This window comes from Sphingomonas canadensis, assembly GCF_026013525.1.
GTDB classification, from domain to species: Bacteria; Pseudomonadota; Alphaproteobacteria; order Sphingomonadales; family Sphingomonadaceae; genus Sphingomonas; species Sphingomonas canadensis.
Genome location: NZ_JAPDRA010000001.1, coordinates 959052 through 973238, shown reverse-complemented (window position 1 = coordinate 973238; position 14187 = coordinate 959052). Strand labels below are relative to the sequence as shown.

Sequence of the window (14187 nt, the reverse complement as noted above, 5' to 3'; positions counted from 1 at the left end):
GCGCTCTGTTCCAGCTTGCGGGTGCGCCGTCAAACTGGGTACGGTCGGCGCCATGCAGCGGCCGTCCTTGCCCCCTGGCCTGTCCCCTGGCCTTCCCGGCGCCATGCCGCCGGCCGCGATCGCCGCGGGTCTCGCCGCGCTGGCGGGCTTCGTCGACGCGCTGGCGTTCCTGCGCACCGGCGGCTTCTTCGCGGCAACGATGAGCGGCAACGCGACCCGGCTGGGAACAGGGATCGGCGGCGGGCTGGCGGGCAATGCCGCGCTGGCGCTTGCGCTGGTGCTCGCCTTCGTCAGCGGGGTGATCGTCGCCAGCGTGATCTCGCGCGCCAGCCCGGCGTGGAAGGCACCGGCAGGCGCCGCCACGGTGGCGATGCTGCTCGGCGCGGCCGCGCTGCTCGATGGCGGGCCGGGACATGGAATCGCGGCGCTGGCGATGGCGGCGGCGATGGGCGCGGGCCATCTGGCCGCGCGGCGCGCCGCGGCGGAGGCGTTCGGGGGCGCATCGCTGACCGGCGCGCTGGTGGAGCTGGGCGAGCGGCTGGAAGGCGCGCTGGCGGGCGACGCGCCGCGCTGGGGCTGGACGCGCCCGCTGCTGCTGTGGGTCGCCTTCGCGGGCGGCGCCGTGCTGGGCGCGGGCGCGCTGGCGGGGATCGGCCCGGCGAGCCTGTGGCTGGCGGCGCTGGCGGCCGCGCTATCGGCGCTGTGGCTCCATGCCGGGGCGACGCGCAGGCCGCGCCCGGCCGCCGGGGACCACCCGGCCCAGCCCTGAACAGGGCATTCCGATTCCGGTGATCGTGACGGAGCCGCTTGTACGGCACCCGCCGCGCGCCCTTCTTGTCGCGGACAGAATAGGGTACAGACATGCAATAATGATGTACTGTACATCACTGTTGCTATGTGATAGATGATATCTCCATGATCACGGCCGGACAGATGCGCGCCGCCCGCGCGCTGCTGGGGATCGACCAGCGCCAGTTGGCCGAGATGGCCGGCGTGTCGCTGCCCACCATCCAGCGGATGGAGGCGAGCGAGGGCAATGTGCGCGGCGTGGTCGACACGCTGACCAAGGTGATCGAGGCGTTCGATCGCGCGGGCGTGGTGCTGATCGGCGAGGAAATGGCGAGCGCCGGCGGCGGGCGCGGAGTGCGGCTGAAGGAGCCTCGGCCGCGATGACCGCGCGCACGGCCCGGCGCCCCGCCTTCGCGGAGCTGTTCACGCCCAAGCTGGTGACGGTGCTGGGCGAGGGCTATCGCGCCGCCCATCTGCGCGCGGACGCGGTGGCGGGGCTGACCGTCGCGATCGTCGCACTGCCGCTGTCGATGGCGATCGCGATCGCATCCGGGGTGAGCCCCGATCGCGGGCTATATGCCGCGATCGTCGGCGGCTTCCTGGTCTCCGCGCTGGGCGGCAGCCGCTTCCAGATCGGCGGGCCGGCGGGCGCCTTCATCGTGCTGGTCGCCGCCACGGTGGCGCAGCATGGCGTCGACGGGCTGATCCTGGCGACCTTCCTTTCCGGCCTGATCCTGATCGCGGTGGGGCTGATGCGGCTGGGGACCTATATCAAATACATCCCCTATCCGGTGACGGTGGGCTTCACCGCCGGCATCGCCGTGATCATCCTGACCAGCCAGTTCAAGGACCTGCTGGGCCTGACGCTGACGGGGCCGGAACCGGGGCCGACCGTGCCCAAGGTGGAAGCGCTGGTAGCCGCGCTGCCCAGCCTGAACGCGGTTGCGGCGAGCATAGCGGCAGGGGTGATCGCGCTGGTGGCGCTGCTCCGCCGCTTTCGCCCGCACTGGCCGGGATTCCTGATCGCGGTGGCGCTGGCGGCGGTGGCGGCGGCGCTGCTCCATCTGCCGGTGGAGACCATCGGCACGCGCTTCGGCGGCATCCCGCAATCGCTGCCCAGCCCCGCCCTGCCCGATCTTTCGCCCGCGCGGATCGCCGCGCTGCTGCCCGCTGCGCTCTCGTTCGCGCTGCTGGGCGGGATCGAGAGCCTGTTGTCGGCGGTGGTGGCGGACAGCATGACCGGGCGGCGCCACCGGTCCAATTGCGAGCTGGTGGCGCAGGGGGTGGCCAACCTGGGCTCCGCGCTGTTCGGCGGCATCTGCGTCACCGGCACGATCGCGCGCACCGCCACCAACGTGCGGTCCGGCGCGCATGGGCCGGTGGCGGGGATGCTGCACAGCCTGTTCCTGCTCGCCTTCATCCTGCTGGCGGCGCCGCTGGCCAGCTATATCCCGCTCGCGGCGCTGGCGGGCGTGCTGGCGGTGGTCGCCTGGAACATGGCGGAAAAGCATGAGTTCGCGATCCTGCTGCGCGCGTCGCGCGGGGACGCGCTGGTGCTGCTCGTCACCTTCCTGCTGGTGGTGTTCCGCGATCTGACCGAGGGCATATTGGCCGGGTTCGCGCTGGGCACGCTGCTGTTCCTGCATCGCATGGCGCAATCGGTGGAGGTGGAGACCGGGCTGCCGCTGATCGCCGAGGACCGCGCCGATCGCGACGGCACCGACGGCTTCGATCCCGCGCTGGCGGGCGACGCTTCGGTGGCGGTCTATCGCATATCGGGCGCCTTCTTCTTCGGCGCGGCGGGAACGGTGGGCGCGGCGCTGGACCGGATCGGCGAGCATCCGCGCGCGCATGTGATCGATCTGTCCGCCGTGCCGCTGGCCGATTCGAGCGCGGCGGCGAGCATCGCGGGCTTCGCCAAGCGGGCGCAGCGGCAGGGGGCGCCGGTCTATATCTCCGGCGCGCGGCCGGCGGTGCGCCACCTGCTGTTCGTCCATGGCGCCCGCCCGCCGCTGGTGCGCTACCGCCCCGTGCTGGAAGACGCCGTGGCCGAGGCGCGCGCGGCGCTGGCGGGGGATGCGCCCCGCCCGGACGACGCCGGGGACGGATAGGGCGGGCGTTCTGCTTAAACGATGTCTTGGGTGGATGCGGGGCGGCGGTGTTGGTCCGCCGCTATTTGAATCACGCGAAGCCGGAACAGCACAGCGCGAACGGCAGCGGTAGAGCGGGAACGATGCCGGGACCCCGCCCCGCCCTCCGGATCAGATGTGGATCGGCTTGCCGGTCACCGCCATCGCGGCTTCCTTGATCGCCTCGCTGTGCGTCGGGTGCGCGTGGCAGGTGTAGGCGATGTCCTCGCTCGTCGCGCCGAACTCCATCGCCTGCGCGGCCTGGGCGATCATCGTGCCCGCCACGCTGGCGATACACCACACGCCCAGCACGCGATCCGACTTGGCGTCGGCGATCACCTTCACGAAGCCGTCGGGCTCGTGGTTGGTCTTGGCGCGGCTGTTCGCCATCATCGGGAACTTGCCGACCTTCACCTCGCCCTTCGCCTTGGCCTGCGCCTCGGTGAGGCCCACGCCCGCGATCTCGGGCATGGTATAGACCACGCTGGGGATCACATCATGGTTCACGATGCCGGTGAGGCCCGCGATATTCTCGGCCACGGCGATGCCTTCGTCCTCGGCCTTGTGCGCCAGCATCGGGCCGGGGATCACGTCGCCGACCGCCCAGACGCCGGGAACCTTGGTGCGGAAGCTGTGATCGGTCTCGATCTGGCCGCGCGCATTGGTCTCCACGCCCGCGGCGGCCAGGTTCAGCCCCTCGGTGTTCGGACGGCGGCCGATCGCGACGAGCACGGCATCCGCCTCGATCGTCTCGGCCGCGCCGCCCGCGGCGGGCTCGACGGTCAGCACCGCCTTGCCGTCCTTCACGGCGGCGGAGGTCACCTTGGTCGAAAGCTTGAACGCGATCCCCTGCTTCTTGAAGATCTTGTTGGCTTCCTTGCGGACATCGTCGTCCATGCCGGGCAGGATCTGGTCGAGGAACTCGACGACCGTCACCTTCGCGCCCAGGCGGCGCCACACGCTGCCCAGCTCCAGCCCGATCACGCCGCCGCCGATCACCACCAGATGCTCGGGCACCTTGGGCAGTTCCAGCGCGCCGGTGGAATCGACGATCACCTGCTGGTCCACCGTCACGCCCGGCAGCGGGGTGACCGAGGAGCCGGTGGCGATGACGATGTTCTTCGCGGTGACGGTCTGGTCGCCGACCTTCACCGTATGCGCGTCGACGAAGCTGCCGAAGCCCTTCAGCCAGGTCACCTTGTTCTTCTTGAACAGGAATTCGATGCCGCCGGTCAGGCCCTTCACGGCATCGACGCGCTGGCCGTGCATCGTGCCCAGGTCCAGCTCGACCTGCGCCTTGATGCCCAGCTTGGCGAGCTTGCCCGACGCCGCCTCGTCATACAGCTCCGACGCATGCAGCATCGCCTTCGAAGGGATGCATCCGACGTTGAGGCAGGTTCCGCCCAGCGTCTCGCGGCTTTCGACGCACGCGGTGTTCAGCCCGAGCTGCGCCGCGCGGATCGCCGCGACATAGCCGCCGGGACCGGCACCGATGATCAGGACATCATAGTCGTATTCAGCCATTTTTCGCTCCGTTGTGCCCCTGCGAAAACAGGGGCCAAGGGTTGCTGGGGGCGCCGCTCCTGGCACCGGGCTCCCGCTTTGGCAGGAGCGCGGGGCCTCACAGGTCGATCAGCAGCCGCGTCGGGTCCTCGATCGCGTTCTTCAGCGCGACCAGGAACGTCACCGCCTCGCGGCCGTCGATCAGGCGGTGGTCGTAGCTGAGCGCGAGATACATCATCGGGCGCACCACCACCTGGCCGTCGCGCACCACGGGGCGCTCCTCGATGCGGTGCAGGCCCAGCACGGCCGACTGCGGCGGATTGATGATCGGGGTGGACATCAGCGATCCGAACACGCCGCCGTTGGAGATGGTGAAGGTGCCGCCCTTCATCTCCTCCATCTTCAGCGTGCCGTCCTTAGCGCGCTTGCCGAAATCGCCGATCGTCTTCTCGATCGTCGCGACCGACATATCCTGCGCGTCGCGGATCACCGGCACCACCAGCCCCTGCGGCGCGGAGACCGCGACCGAGATATCGGCATAGTCGTGGTAGACGATCTCGTCGCCGTCGATCGACGCATTGACCGCGGGCAGGTCCTTCAGCGCCTGGCAGGCGGCCTTCACGAAGAAACCCATGAAGCCCAGCCGCACGCCATGCTTCTTCTCGAACAGATCCTTGTACTTGGCGCGCGCCTCCATCACCGCCGTCATGTCGACGTCGTTGAAGGTGGTCAGCATCGCCGCGGTGTTCTGCGCCTCCTTCAGGCGCGCGGCGATCGTCTGGCGCAGGCGCGTCATCCGCACGCGCTCCTCGCGGCGCGCACCCGCGGGGGCGGCGGCAGGGGCCGCAGCGGCGGGCGCGGGCGCCGGAGCGGCCTTGCCCTGCGCGGCGGCGACGACGTCCTCCTTGGTGATGCGGCCGTCCTTGCCGGTGCCCTGGATCGTCGAGGGATCGACGCCATGTTCCAGCACCGCGCGGCGCACCGAGGGGGAGAGCGCGGCGGCCTCCACATCGCCCGCGGGTGCGGCGGCGGGGGCCGAAGCTGCGGCCGGGGCGGCGGCGGCGGGTGCCGCGGCTGCGCCCGCGCCTTCCTCGATCGTCGCGATCACCGCGCCGACGTTGACCGTGTCGCCCACCGCCACGAGCTGCTGGCCCATCACGCCCGCGACGGGCGCATTGACCTCTACCGAGACCTTGTCGGTCTCAAGGCTGGCGATCGCCTCGTCGAGCGCCACGGGCTCGCCCGGCGCCTTCAGCCATTCGCCGACCGTCGCCTCGGTGATCGATTCGCCCAGCGTGGGAACCTTGACTTCTGCCATCTCTACCTCGTCGTCGCGGCCGCAGCCGTGATCTCAACCAATGATGCCCGGGCCGCCCGCCTGCGCCATGGCGGCGGGCGAAGCCCTCAACCCTTCCGCGACCTGCGGATCTCCTCGCGCACGCTGTGGCCCAGCGCGTCGGCGACCAGCGCGCCCTGTTCGATCTGGTGCCGCTTCATCAGGCCCGTGGCGGGCGACGCCGCCACCCCGCGCCCGGCATAGCGCGGCCGCAGCGGCTTCACGCCCGCGTCGATCAGGCATTGTTCGATGAAAGGCTCGACGAAGAACCAGTATCCGTTGTTCTTCGGCTCCTCCTGCGCCCACACCACCTCTTCCAGGTTGGTCATGCGCTTCAGGCGGATGGTGAGCGGCTCGCCCGGGAACGGATAGAGCTGCTCGATGCGGACGATCGCGGTGTTCTTGTCGCCCGCCGCGTCGCGCGCCTCGATCAGGTCATAGGCCACCTTGCCGCTGCACAGCACCAGCCGCTTCACGTCCTTGTCGGCCGGCGCGTTGGTATCCGAAAGGATGCGCATGAAGTGGCTCTGGCCCAGGAACTGATCGGCCGTAGAAACCGCCATCTTGTGCCGCAGCAGCGATTTGGGCGTCATCTGCACCAGCGGCTTGCGGAAGTTGCGGTGCATCTGGCGGCGCAGCAGGTGGAAGTAATTGGCAGGCGTGGTGACGTTCACCACCTGCATATTGTCGCCCGCGCAAAGCTGCAGGAAGCGCTCGGGTCGCGCCGAGCTGTGCTCCGGCCCCTGCCCTTCATATCCGTGCGGCAGCAGCATCACCAGGCCGTTGGCGCGCAGCCACTTAGCCTCGCCCGCGGCGATGAACTGATCGATCATGATCTGCGCGCCGTTGGCGAAATCGCCGAACTGCGCCTCCCACAGCACCAGGCTCTTGGGGTCGGCGCCGGCATAGCCATATTCGAAGCCCAGCACGCCATATTCGGACAGCGGGCTATCCAGCACCTCGAACCGGCCGTGCTCGACGGTGGCGAGCGGGATATATTTATGCTCGTCCTTCTGATCGACCCAGACGGCGTGGCGCTGGCTGAAGGTGCCGCGCCCCGAATCCTGGCCCGACAGACGCACGCCATAGCCTTCCGACAGCAGCGATCCAAAGGCCAGCGCCTCGCCCGTCGCCCAGTCGAAATTCTCGCCCGAACGGAACATCTCGCGCTTGGCGTCGATCACGCGGGCCAGCGTCTTGTGGATGTTGAATTCGTCCGGAACGGTGGTCAGCGTGCGGCCCAGGCTGTCGAACAGCTTCTTGTCGATGCCGGTTTCCACGTTGCGGCGCGCGGCCTCGCCCTCGGTGGGGGCGCCCAGCCCGCTCCATCGGCCGCCGAACCAGTCGGCCTTGTTCGCCTTATAGTTCGCGCCGGCGGCGAATTCCTCTTCCAGCAGCGCGGTGAACTCGCCGATCTTCGCTGCCGCGAAGCCGCCGTCGATCACGCCTTCGCGCTCCAGCCGCTTCGCATAGAGCTCGGCCACGCCCGGGTGGCCCTTGATCTTCGCGTACATCAGCGGCTGGGTGAAGCTCGGCTCGTCGCCCTCGTTGTGGCCGAAGCGGCGATAGCACCACATGTCGATCACCACGTCGCGCTTGAACTTCTGGCGGAACTCGATCGCCACCTTGCACGCGAAGGTCACGGCTTCGGGATCGTCGCCGTTGACGTGGAGGATCGGCGCCTGCACCCCCTTCGCCACATCCGACGGATAGGGCGAGGAGCGTGCGAACTGCGGGCTGGTGGTGAAGCCGATCTGGTTGTTGATGACGAAGTGGATGCAGCCGCCGGTATTGTACCCGCGGATGCCCGAGAAGCCGAGGCATTCCCACACGATGCCCTGGCCCGCGAAGGCCGCGTCGCCGTGGATCAGCACCGGCAGCACCTGCTGATGCTCGCCCAGATCGTTGCGCGTGGTCTGCTGCGCGCGGACCTTGCCCAGCACCACGGGGTCAACCGCCTCCAGGTGGCTGGGGTTGGCGACCAGCGACATATGGACGTTGATGCCGTCGAACTCGCGATCGGCGCTGGTGCCCAGATGGTATTTGACGTCGCCCGATCCGCCCACGTCCTCCGGGTTCGCCGATCCGCCGGCGAATTCGTGGAAGATGACGTGGAACGGCTTGGCCATCACATTGGCCAGCATGTTCAGCCGGCCGCGGTGCGCCATGCCATAGACGATCTCGCGCACGCCCGAGGCGCCGCCGTACTTGATGATCGCCTCCATGGCGGGGATCATCGATTCGCCGCCGTCCAGCCCGAAGCGCTTCGTCCCGACATATTTCTTGCCGAGGAACTTCTCCCACTGCTCGGCCTCGATGACCTTGGAGAGGATCGCCTTCTTGCCGTTGACGGTGAATTCGATCGCCTTGTCCTCGCCCTCCATGCGTTCCTGGAGGAAGCGGCGCTCCTCCACGTCGGAGATGTGCATGTACTCAAGGCCCACGTTGCCGCAGTAATTGGCACGCAGGATCGCGACGACCTCGCGCACAGAGGCGCGCTCCAGGCCCAGCGCGCCGCCCAGATAGATCGGGCGATCCAGGTCGGCCCCGGTGAAGCCGTGATATTCGGGCGTCAGATCGGCGGGCAGATCCTGCTTCGAAAGCCCCAGCGGATCGAGGTTGGCCGCCAGGTGGCCGCGCACGCGATAGGTGCGGATCAGCATCATCGCGCGGATCGAATCCGACGCGGCCTGGGCGATCGCCTCGGTCGAGAGCGCGGGCTGGGCGGGGGCGGCCGCCGCTGCCCGGGCCGGCTTGGCCGCAGGCTCCATCTGCGTCGGATCGAGCGCCGCGGTCAGCGCGTCGGTGTCGGCGGGCGGCCAGCCGGCGCGCGCCCAGCTCGGGCCGGAGGCGCTGCCTTCCAGTCCTTCGAACCAGCTACGCCAGCCGGGCTCGATCGCCGCGGGGTCGCTCTTGTACTTGCGGTACAGCGTCTCGACGAAGGCGGGGCTGACGCCGCCGGCGATGTCGTCGAAATCCAGGCCTTCGTAGCCCATGGTCATCTTCCGTTCGAGTTAGCGCTCACACCCCCGCAATATAAGCGCGCAAAGCTTGCGATTTAGCCCTTGAGCACGTCGACGAGCGTGGTGCCCAGTTCGGACGGGCTGGCGGCGACGCGGATGCCCGCGGCCTCCATCGCCGCGATCTTGTCCTCGGCGCCGCCCTGGCCGCCGGAAACGATCGCGCCGGCATGGCCCATGCGGCGGCCCGGAGGCGCCGTGCGGCCCGCGATGAAGCCGACCATCGGCTTCTTGCGGCCCTTCTTGGCCTCGTCCTTCAGGAACTGCGCGGCCTCTTCCTCGGCCGAACCGCCGATCTCGCCGATCATGATGATCGATTCGGTGGCGGGATCGCCCAGGAACAGCTCCAGCACGTCGATGAAGTTGGTGCCGTTCACCGGATCGCCGCCGATGCCCACCGCGGTCGTCTGGCCCAGGCCGGCGTTGGTGGTCTGGAACACCGCCTCATAGGTGAGCGTGCCCGAACGGCTGACGACGCCGACCGAGCCCTTGGAGAAGATGCTGCCCGGCATGATGCCGATCTTGCATTCGCCCGGCGTCAGCACGCCCGGGCAGTTCGGGCCGATCAGCCGCGACTTGGATCCGGAAAGCGCGCGCTTCACCTTCACCATGTCCAGCACCGGCACGCCCTCGGTGATCGCGACGATCAGCGGCACTTCGGCGTCGATCGCCTCCAGGATCGAATCGGCGGCGAAGGGCGGCGGGACATAGATCACGCTGGCGGTGGCGCCGGTCTTGGCGACCGCCTCGGCCACGGTATCGAAGTTGGGCAGGCCCAGCTCCTCATGGATCGTGCCGCCCTTGCCCGGGGTCACGCCGCCAACCATCTGCGTGCCGTAATCCAGCGCCGCCTTGGTGTGGAAGGTGCCGGTCTTGCCGGTCATCCCCTGGGTGATGACCTTGGTGTTCTTGTCGACGAGGATTGCCATTCAAAAGCCTCCGATGGCGGATGCCACAAGCACCACACCGCTCAAACCGGTCGCGTGGGCCTGGGCGCTGGATGCGGGAACATAGCTGAATTCAAAGGTGCGGCCGGAAACCCATGGCTCCCACAGCCGCCGGGTGATGCCCTGGCTCTCGACGACGCCGGTGGGCTCCTTGCCGATCCACGACTTCACGGTCGCGAAATCCATCGGCTCTGCCGCGTCGAAATCATAGAGGCGGCAGCCGTTGCCCCAATAGCCCTCGCCATCTTCGAAACGGCTGAGGAACAGGAACACCGCACGGCCCGAATGGGTGCGCTTGAACACCGATCCGGTGACCGTCCCCTCGCCCTCGGTCGCCTCGCGGCCGAGCTTGGCGAGCCGGGCGATGCGCGCGTCGTCGCCCTCGTCGATCGGGGTCCAGCCCGCCGCCGGAGCGGCCGCCCGGGCCGCGCCGATATCGGCGACCTGGCTGCACGGCGCCTCGAACGCATGCAGCAGCGCGAGGTCCGCGGACGGGTCCGCGGCCGCGGCGGCAAGCAGCGAGGCGGCAGCCAGCAGCATCAGGCCAGCGAGCTGTCGATGCCCTTGCAGGCGACCAGCAGTTCCTTGACCGCGTCGACCGAGACCTGGAAGTTCGCCTTGGCGGCGTCGTCCAGCGCGATCTCCACGACCTGCTCCACGCCGTCCTTGCCGATCACCGCGGGCACGCCGACGTACAGGTCGTCCACGCCATACTGGCCGGTCAGGTGGACCGCGCAGGGCAGCAGGCGCTTCTGGTCATAGAGATAGCTCTCCGCCATCGCGATCGCGCTGGTGGCGGGGGCATAGAAGGCCGATCCGGTCTTGAGCAGGCCGACGATCTCGCCGCCACCCGAACGGGTGCGCGCCACGATCGCGTCGATGCGCTCCTGCGTGGAGCGGCCCATCTTGATCAGGTCCGGGATCGGGATGCCCGCGACGGTGGAATATTCCACCACCGGCACCATCGTGTCGCCATGGCCGCCCAGCACGAAGCTGTTCACTTCCTTCACCGACACGCCGAATTCCCAGGCGAGGAAGGTGCTGAAGCGCGCACTGTCGAGCACGCCGGCCATGCCCACCACCTTGCTGTGCGGCAGGCCCGAGAATTCGCGCAGCGCCCAAACCATCGCGTCGAGCGGGTTGGTGATGCAGATCACGAAGGCGTCGGGCGCGTTGGCGGCGATGCCCTCGCCCACCGCCTTCATCACCTTCAGGTTGATGCCGAGCAGGTCGTCGCGGCTCATGCCCGGCTTGCGGGCCACGCCGGCGGTGACGATGATCACGTCGGCGCCCGCGATATCCATGTAATCGTTCGACCCGGTGATCGCCGCGTCGAAGCCCTCCACCGGGCCGCACTGCGAAAGATCGAGCGCCTTGCCCTGCGGCACGCCCTCCACCACGTCGAACAGCACGATATCGCCGAGGCCCTTGAGCGCGGCGAGATGCGCCAGCGTGCCTCCGATGTTGCCGGCGCCGATCAGCGCGATCTTCTTGCGGGCCATGGATCCTCCATCGGGCGTTGCAACGGCCAAGGGCCGCCAAAATTGGCCGCGCCTTAGGCCCATTGCCGCACGCCCGCAACCCGGGAAAAGTCGTGGAAGACCATTATCTTCGCAATTGCGATGCAATTGCAATAAAGCCCGTCAAACCGGCCCCGCGGCGCTCCGCCGCTACGGCAGCCGTGCCCGCCCGCCCCTATTGGCCGAAGGCGGGATCGACCTCGTAAAACATCAGCACGTTGCCGTCTGGATCGTAGAAGGTGAGCAGCTTCACCATGCCCGGGATTTCGTTGATCCCGCCGTCCTGCCGCACGCCCACCGCGTCCAGCGCCGCCTTTGCCGCGACGATATCCTTCACGCCGAAGGTCAGCGTGGCGCCGCCGCCCTGGGGCACGCTTTCGGCCTGGCCCAGCCCCAGATTGACGCGCGCCACCCCGGTCGTCAGCTCGCACCAGGCGATCGCGTCGGCGCGGTAGAGCAGCGTCATGCCCAGCACCTCCTGATACCAGGCGACCGCGCGATCGAGGCTGGTGACGCTGATCGCGCAGGTCAGCCCGCCGTCATATTCGATGCGCGCGGCGCCCTGGCCCGCCACTGCCGCTGCTGCGTCCATCGCCTTCGCTCCCTGCTTGCCGTCGCCGATATGCGACTCTATGCTACCGTTTATATAGTCGATATCAAATTGGACGGGATGTCAACGCCGCTCGACAACGACACGCTGCGCAAGCTGACCGCCAGCCGCTGGGCCATGCCGGTGCTGGCGCTGATCGCGCGCGCGGGCGGGGCGCGCTTCGCGGTGATCGCGCACCGCTTCGGCCTGTCGCCGCACAGCCTGACGCGGTGCCTGCAGCATCTGCGCGATTGCGGCTGGGTGATGCCCAATCCGGGCCACGGCCACCCGCTGCGGCCCGAATATGTGCCGAGCGCGGCGGGGCTGGCCGTCGGCGCGGCGTGCGAGCGGATCCTGGCCGCGCGCGAACGGCTGGGGCTGGGCACGGCCGACCTGCCGCGCTGGGGGCTGCCGGTGGCGGCGGGGCTGGACGCGGAATGGACGCGCTTCGGCACGCTACAGTCGCGCCTCTCCCCGGTCACCCCGCGCGCGCTCTCCACCACGCTGAAGGCGATGATCGGGCACGATCTGGTGCGCCGCCGGTTGGAGGACCGCTATCCGCCGATGCCGCTCTACGGGCTCACCGGGCGGGGACAGGATCTGGCCGGGGCGGTGCTGGGGTAGCCCCTGGAGCCGCGAACCCTATCCTCCCCCGCAAGGGGGAGGAAGCACGCCGGCCCGTCTGAAATCCGCCCCAACGTCACGCACCGCGCAACGCCCCCCAAGGCGGGGAAGCATCCAGGCGGCCGGTGCCGCCCCGCTATTTCTCGCCGTGGCCCAGCGCCAGATATTCGTCCGATCCCATCTCGTGCAGGCGGCTGGCGGTGCGCTGGAACTCGAAGGCACCGTCGCCCTTCGCATAGAGCGCGTCGGGCTCCGCATCGGCGGCGGCGAGCAGCTTCACCTTGTTCTCATAAAGCGCGTCGATCAGCGTAACGAAACGCGCCGCCTCGTTGCGGTTCTCCGGCCCCAGCAGCGGGATGCCGACGATGATCACGGTGTGGAAGCGCCGCGCGATCGCCAGATAGTCGGACGCGCCCCGCGCCTCCGCGCACAGCCGCTTGAACGAGAATACCGCCACGCCCTTCAGGCATTTGGGCACCGTCAGCGTGCGCCCGCCGGGCACCGGAATCTCGCATGCGGGCACGTGCGCGCGGTCCTCCGGCGGATAATCGGTGAGGCGGAAGAAGGCGGCCGAAAGCGCGGCGGTCGCCTCCGGCCCGTTGGGCACCAGCCAGGTGCGCATGCTGCCCAGCCGCGCCAGCCGGTAATCGGTCGGGCCGTTGAGCGCGACGACCTCCATCCGCTCCTCGATCAGCCGGATGAAGGGCAGGAACAGCTCACGGTTCAGCCCGTGCTTGTACAGATCCTGCGGCGGGCGGTTCGACGTGGCGACGATCGCGATGCCCTGGGCCACCAGCTCGGTGAACAGCCGCGCCAGGATGAAGGCGTCGGGCGGGTTGTTCACCACCAGCTCGTCGAAGGCGAGCAGGCGGATATCGGCGGCGATCGCCGCGGCCACGGCGATCACCGGATCGGCGCTGTCGCGCTCGCGCTCCGCCTTCAGCCGCTCGTGAACCTCCAGCATGAATTCGTGGAAATGAACCCGCCGCTTGCGCGCGATGCCGACATTCTCGAAGAACAGGTCCATCAGCATCGATTTGCCGCGGCCGACATCGCCCCACAGATAGATGCCCTGGGGCGCCTGGGGCTTGCGGCCCAGCCGCCACAGCACGCTGCCCTTGCGCGGGCCGGTCTCCAGCTCATGCGCCAGCCGTTCCAGCTTGCGCGCGGCCGCCGCCTGCTCCGGATCGGCGCGCAGCTCGCCGGCCGCGGCCAGCGCGTGATAGCGTTCGAGGACCAGCGTCATGCGGCGGCGGGGCTCGGCTTGCGCACGGTGCCGGAAAAGCTCGCGACGGTCGCGTCGTCCTGCACGATCAGCCCGCGCAGGAACAACAGCCGCCCGGTCTCGCGCAACAGCTCGACGCGCGCCTCCACCGGGCGTTCGATACTGGCCCCGGCGATGAACTGGATCGACAGGTCCAGCGTCGCGGCGGTGCCGAACTGGAGCACGCCGAACCCGCGGCTGGCGGCGAACAGCGCGACATCGATGAAGCCGCTCAGCGCCCCGCCATGGACATGGCCGCGCAGGTTCGCATGGCGCGGCGCCGGCTGCATCCGCACGCGCGCGATGCCGTCCTCCACCTTGACCAGGATCGGCCCCAGAAAGGCGTTGAACAGCGTAGGATCGGGCAGCGACCAGCGTTTCCAGCCGGGCGTGCCGGGATCGTCCTCATAGACGATCTTCGGGGGTTCGGGGTTCATCCGGCGGATCGCCCCGCGCCCGGCGCCCG

General features: G+C 69.1%; 13 protein-coding genes. 4 read left to right on the top strand and 9 right to left on the bottom strand.

What is annotated here, in order from left to right; all coding sequences use genetic code 11:
• The first annotated feature begins 103 nt into the window (after nucleotides 1-103).
• From OM513_RS04700 to OM513_RS04690, 3 genes are all read left to right on the top strand, one after another.
• Nucleotides 104-769, top strand: a complete 666-nt coding sequence (locus OM513_RS04700; protein WP_264942957.1) for a DUF1275 domain-containing protein — start codon at nucleotides 104-106, stop codon at nucleotides 767-769.
• Nucleotides 770-915: 146 nt separating this feature from the next.
• Complete coding sequence (locus tag OM513_RS04695; RefSeq protein WP_264942956.1) at nucleotides 916-1173, top strand: helix-turn-helix domain-containing protein; 258 nt, start codon at nucleotides 916-918, stop codon at nucleotides 1171-1173.
• Nucleotides 1170-2900, top strand: a complete 1731-nt coding sequence (locus OM513_RS04690; RefSeq protein ID WP_264942955.1) for a SulP family inorganic anion transporter — start codon at nucleotides 1170-1172, stop codon at nucleotides 2898-2900. Before OM513_RS04695 ends, OM513_RS04690 begins: the two co-directional genes overlap by 4 nt.
• Before the next feature lie 150 nt (nucleotides 2901-3050).
• Here the strand turns inward: OM513_RS04690 and lpdA are convergent, their stop codons facing one another.
• The 7 genes from lpdA to OM513_RS04655 all read right to left on the bottom strand — a co-directional run bounded on the left by lpdA (nucleotide 3051) and on the right by OM513_RS04655 (nucleotide 11836).
• A complete protein-coding gene (lpdA, locus tag OM513_RS04685; protein ID WP_264942954.1) occupies nucleotides 3051-4442 on the bottom strand; it encodes a dihydrolipoyl dehydrogenase in 1392 nt (463 codons plus the stop codon).
• 97 nt (nucleotides 4443-4539) lie between these two features.
• Entirely contained in the window at nucleotides 4540-5739 is a 1200-nt protein-coding gene (gene odhB, locus OM513_RS04680) for a 2-oxoglutarate dehydrogenase complex dihydrolipoyllysine-residue succinyltransferase (protein ID WP_264942953.1), read from the bottom strand.
• A gap of 86 nt (nucleotides 5740-5825) precedes the next feature.
• Nucleotides 5826-8753: a 2-oxoglutarate dehydrogenase E1 component gene (locus OM513_RS04675; protein ID WP_264943048.1), complete on the bottom strand. Its 2928-nt coding sequence runs from the start codon at nucleotides 8751-8753 to the stop codon at nucleotides 5826-5828.
• A gap of 62 nt (nucleotides 8754-8815) precedes the next feature.
• On the bottom strand, nucleotides 8816-9706 hold the full coding sequence (gene sucD / locus OM513_RS04670; RefSeq protein ID WP_264942952.1) for a succinate--CoA ligase subunit alpha: 891 nt from the start codon (nucleotides 9704-9706) through the stop codon (nucleotides 8816-8818).
• Nucleotides 9707-10264: a hypothetical protein gene (locus OM513_RS04665; protein ID WP_264942951.1), complete on the bottom strand. Its 558-nt coding sequence runs from the start codon at nucleotides 10262-10264 to the stop codon at nucleotides 9707-9709.
• Nucleotides 10264-11226 carry a malate dehydrogenase gene (gene mdh, locus OM513_RS04660; RefSeq protein ID WP_264942950.1) on the bottom strand — a complete coding sequence of 321 codons (963 nt, stop codon included), beginning with the start codon at nucleotides 11224-11226 and terminating at the stop codon, nucleotides 10264-10266. Before mdh ends, OM513_RS04665 begins: the two co-directional genes overlap by 1 nt.
• Before the next feature lie 193 nt (nucleotides 11227-11419).
• Complete coding sequence (locus OM513_RS04655; RefSeq protein ID WP_264942949.1) at nucleotides 11420-11836, bottom strand: VOC family protein; 417 nt, start codon at nucleotides 11834-11836, stop codon at nucleotides 11420-11422.
• Between the two features lie 78 nt (nucleotides 11837-11914).
• Here OM513_RS04655 and OM513_RS04650 point away from each other — a divergent pair, with 78 nt between their 5' ends.
• The gene (locus OM513_RS04650; protein ID WP_264942948.1) at nucleotides 11915-12457 is read left to right on the top strand and encodes a winged helix-turn-helix transcriptional regulator; all 543 of its coding nucleotides are present in this window, start codon (nucleotides 11915-11917) and stop codon (nucleotides 12455-12457) included.
• Between the two features lie 136 nt (nucleotides 12458-12593).
• Here the strand turns inward: OM513_RS04650 and zapE are convergent, their stop codons facing one another.
• Together zapE and OM513_RS04640 are read right to left on the bottom strand one after the other, a co-directional pair.
• On the bottom strand, nucleotides 12594-13703 hold the full coding sequence (zapE, locus tag OM513_RS04645) for a cell division protein ZapE (RefSeq protein ID WP_264942947.1): 1110 nt from the start codon (nucleotides 13701-13703) through the stop codon (nucleotides 12594-12596).
• Nucleotides 13700-14158 carry a PaaI family thioesterase gene (locus OM513_RS04640; protein ID WP_264942946.1) on the bottom strand — a complete coding sequence of 153 codons (459 nt, stop codon included), beginning with the start codon at nucleotides 14156-14158 and terminating at the stop codon, nucleotides 13700-13702. The genes zapE and OM513_RS04640 overlap by 4 nt, the downstream gene beginning before the upstream one ends.
• Nucleotides 14159-14187: the final 29 nt, after the last annotated feature.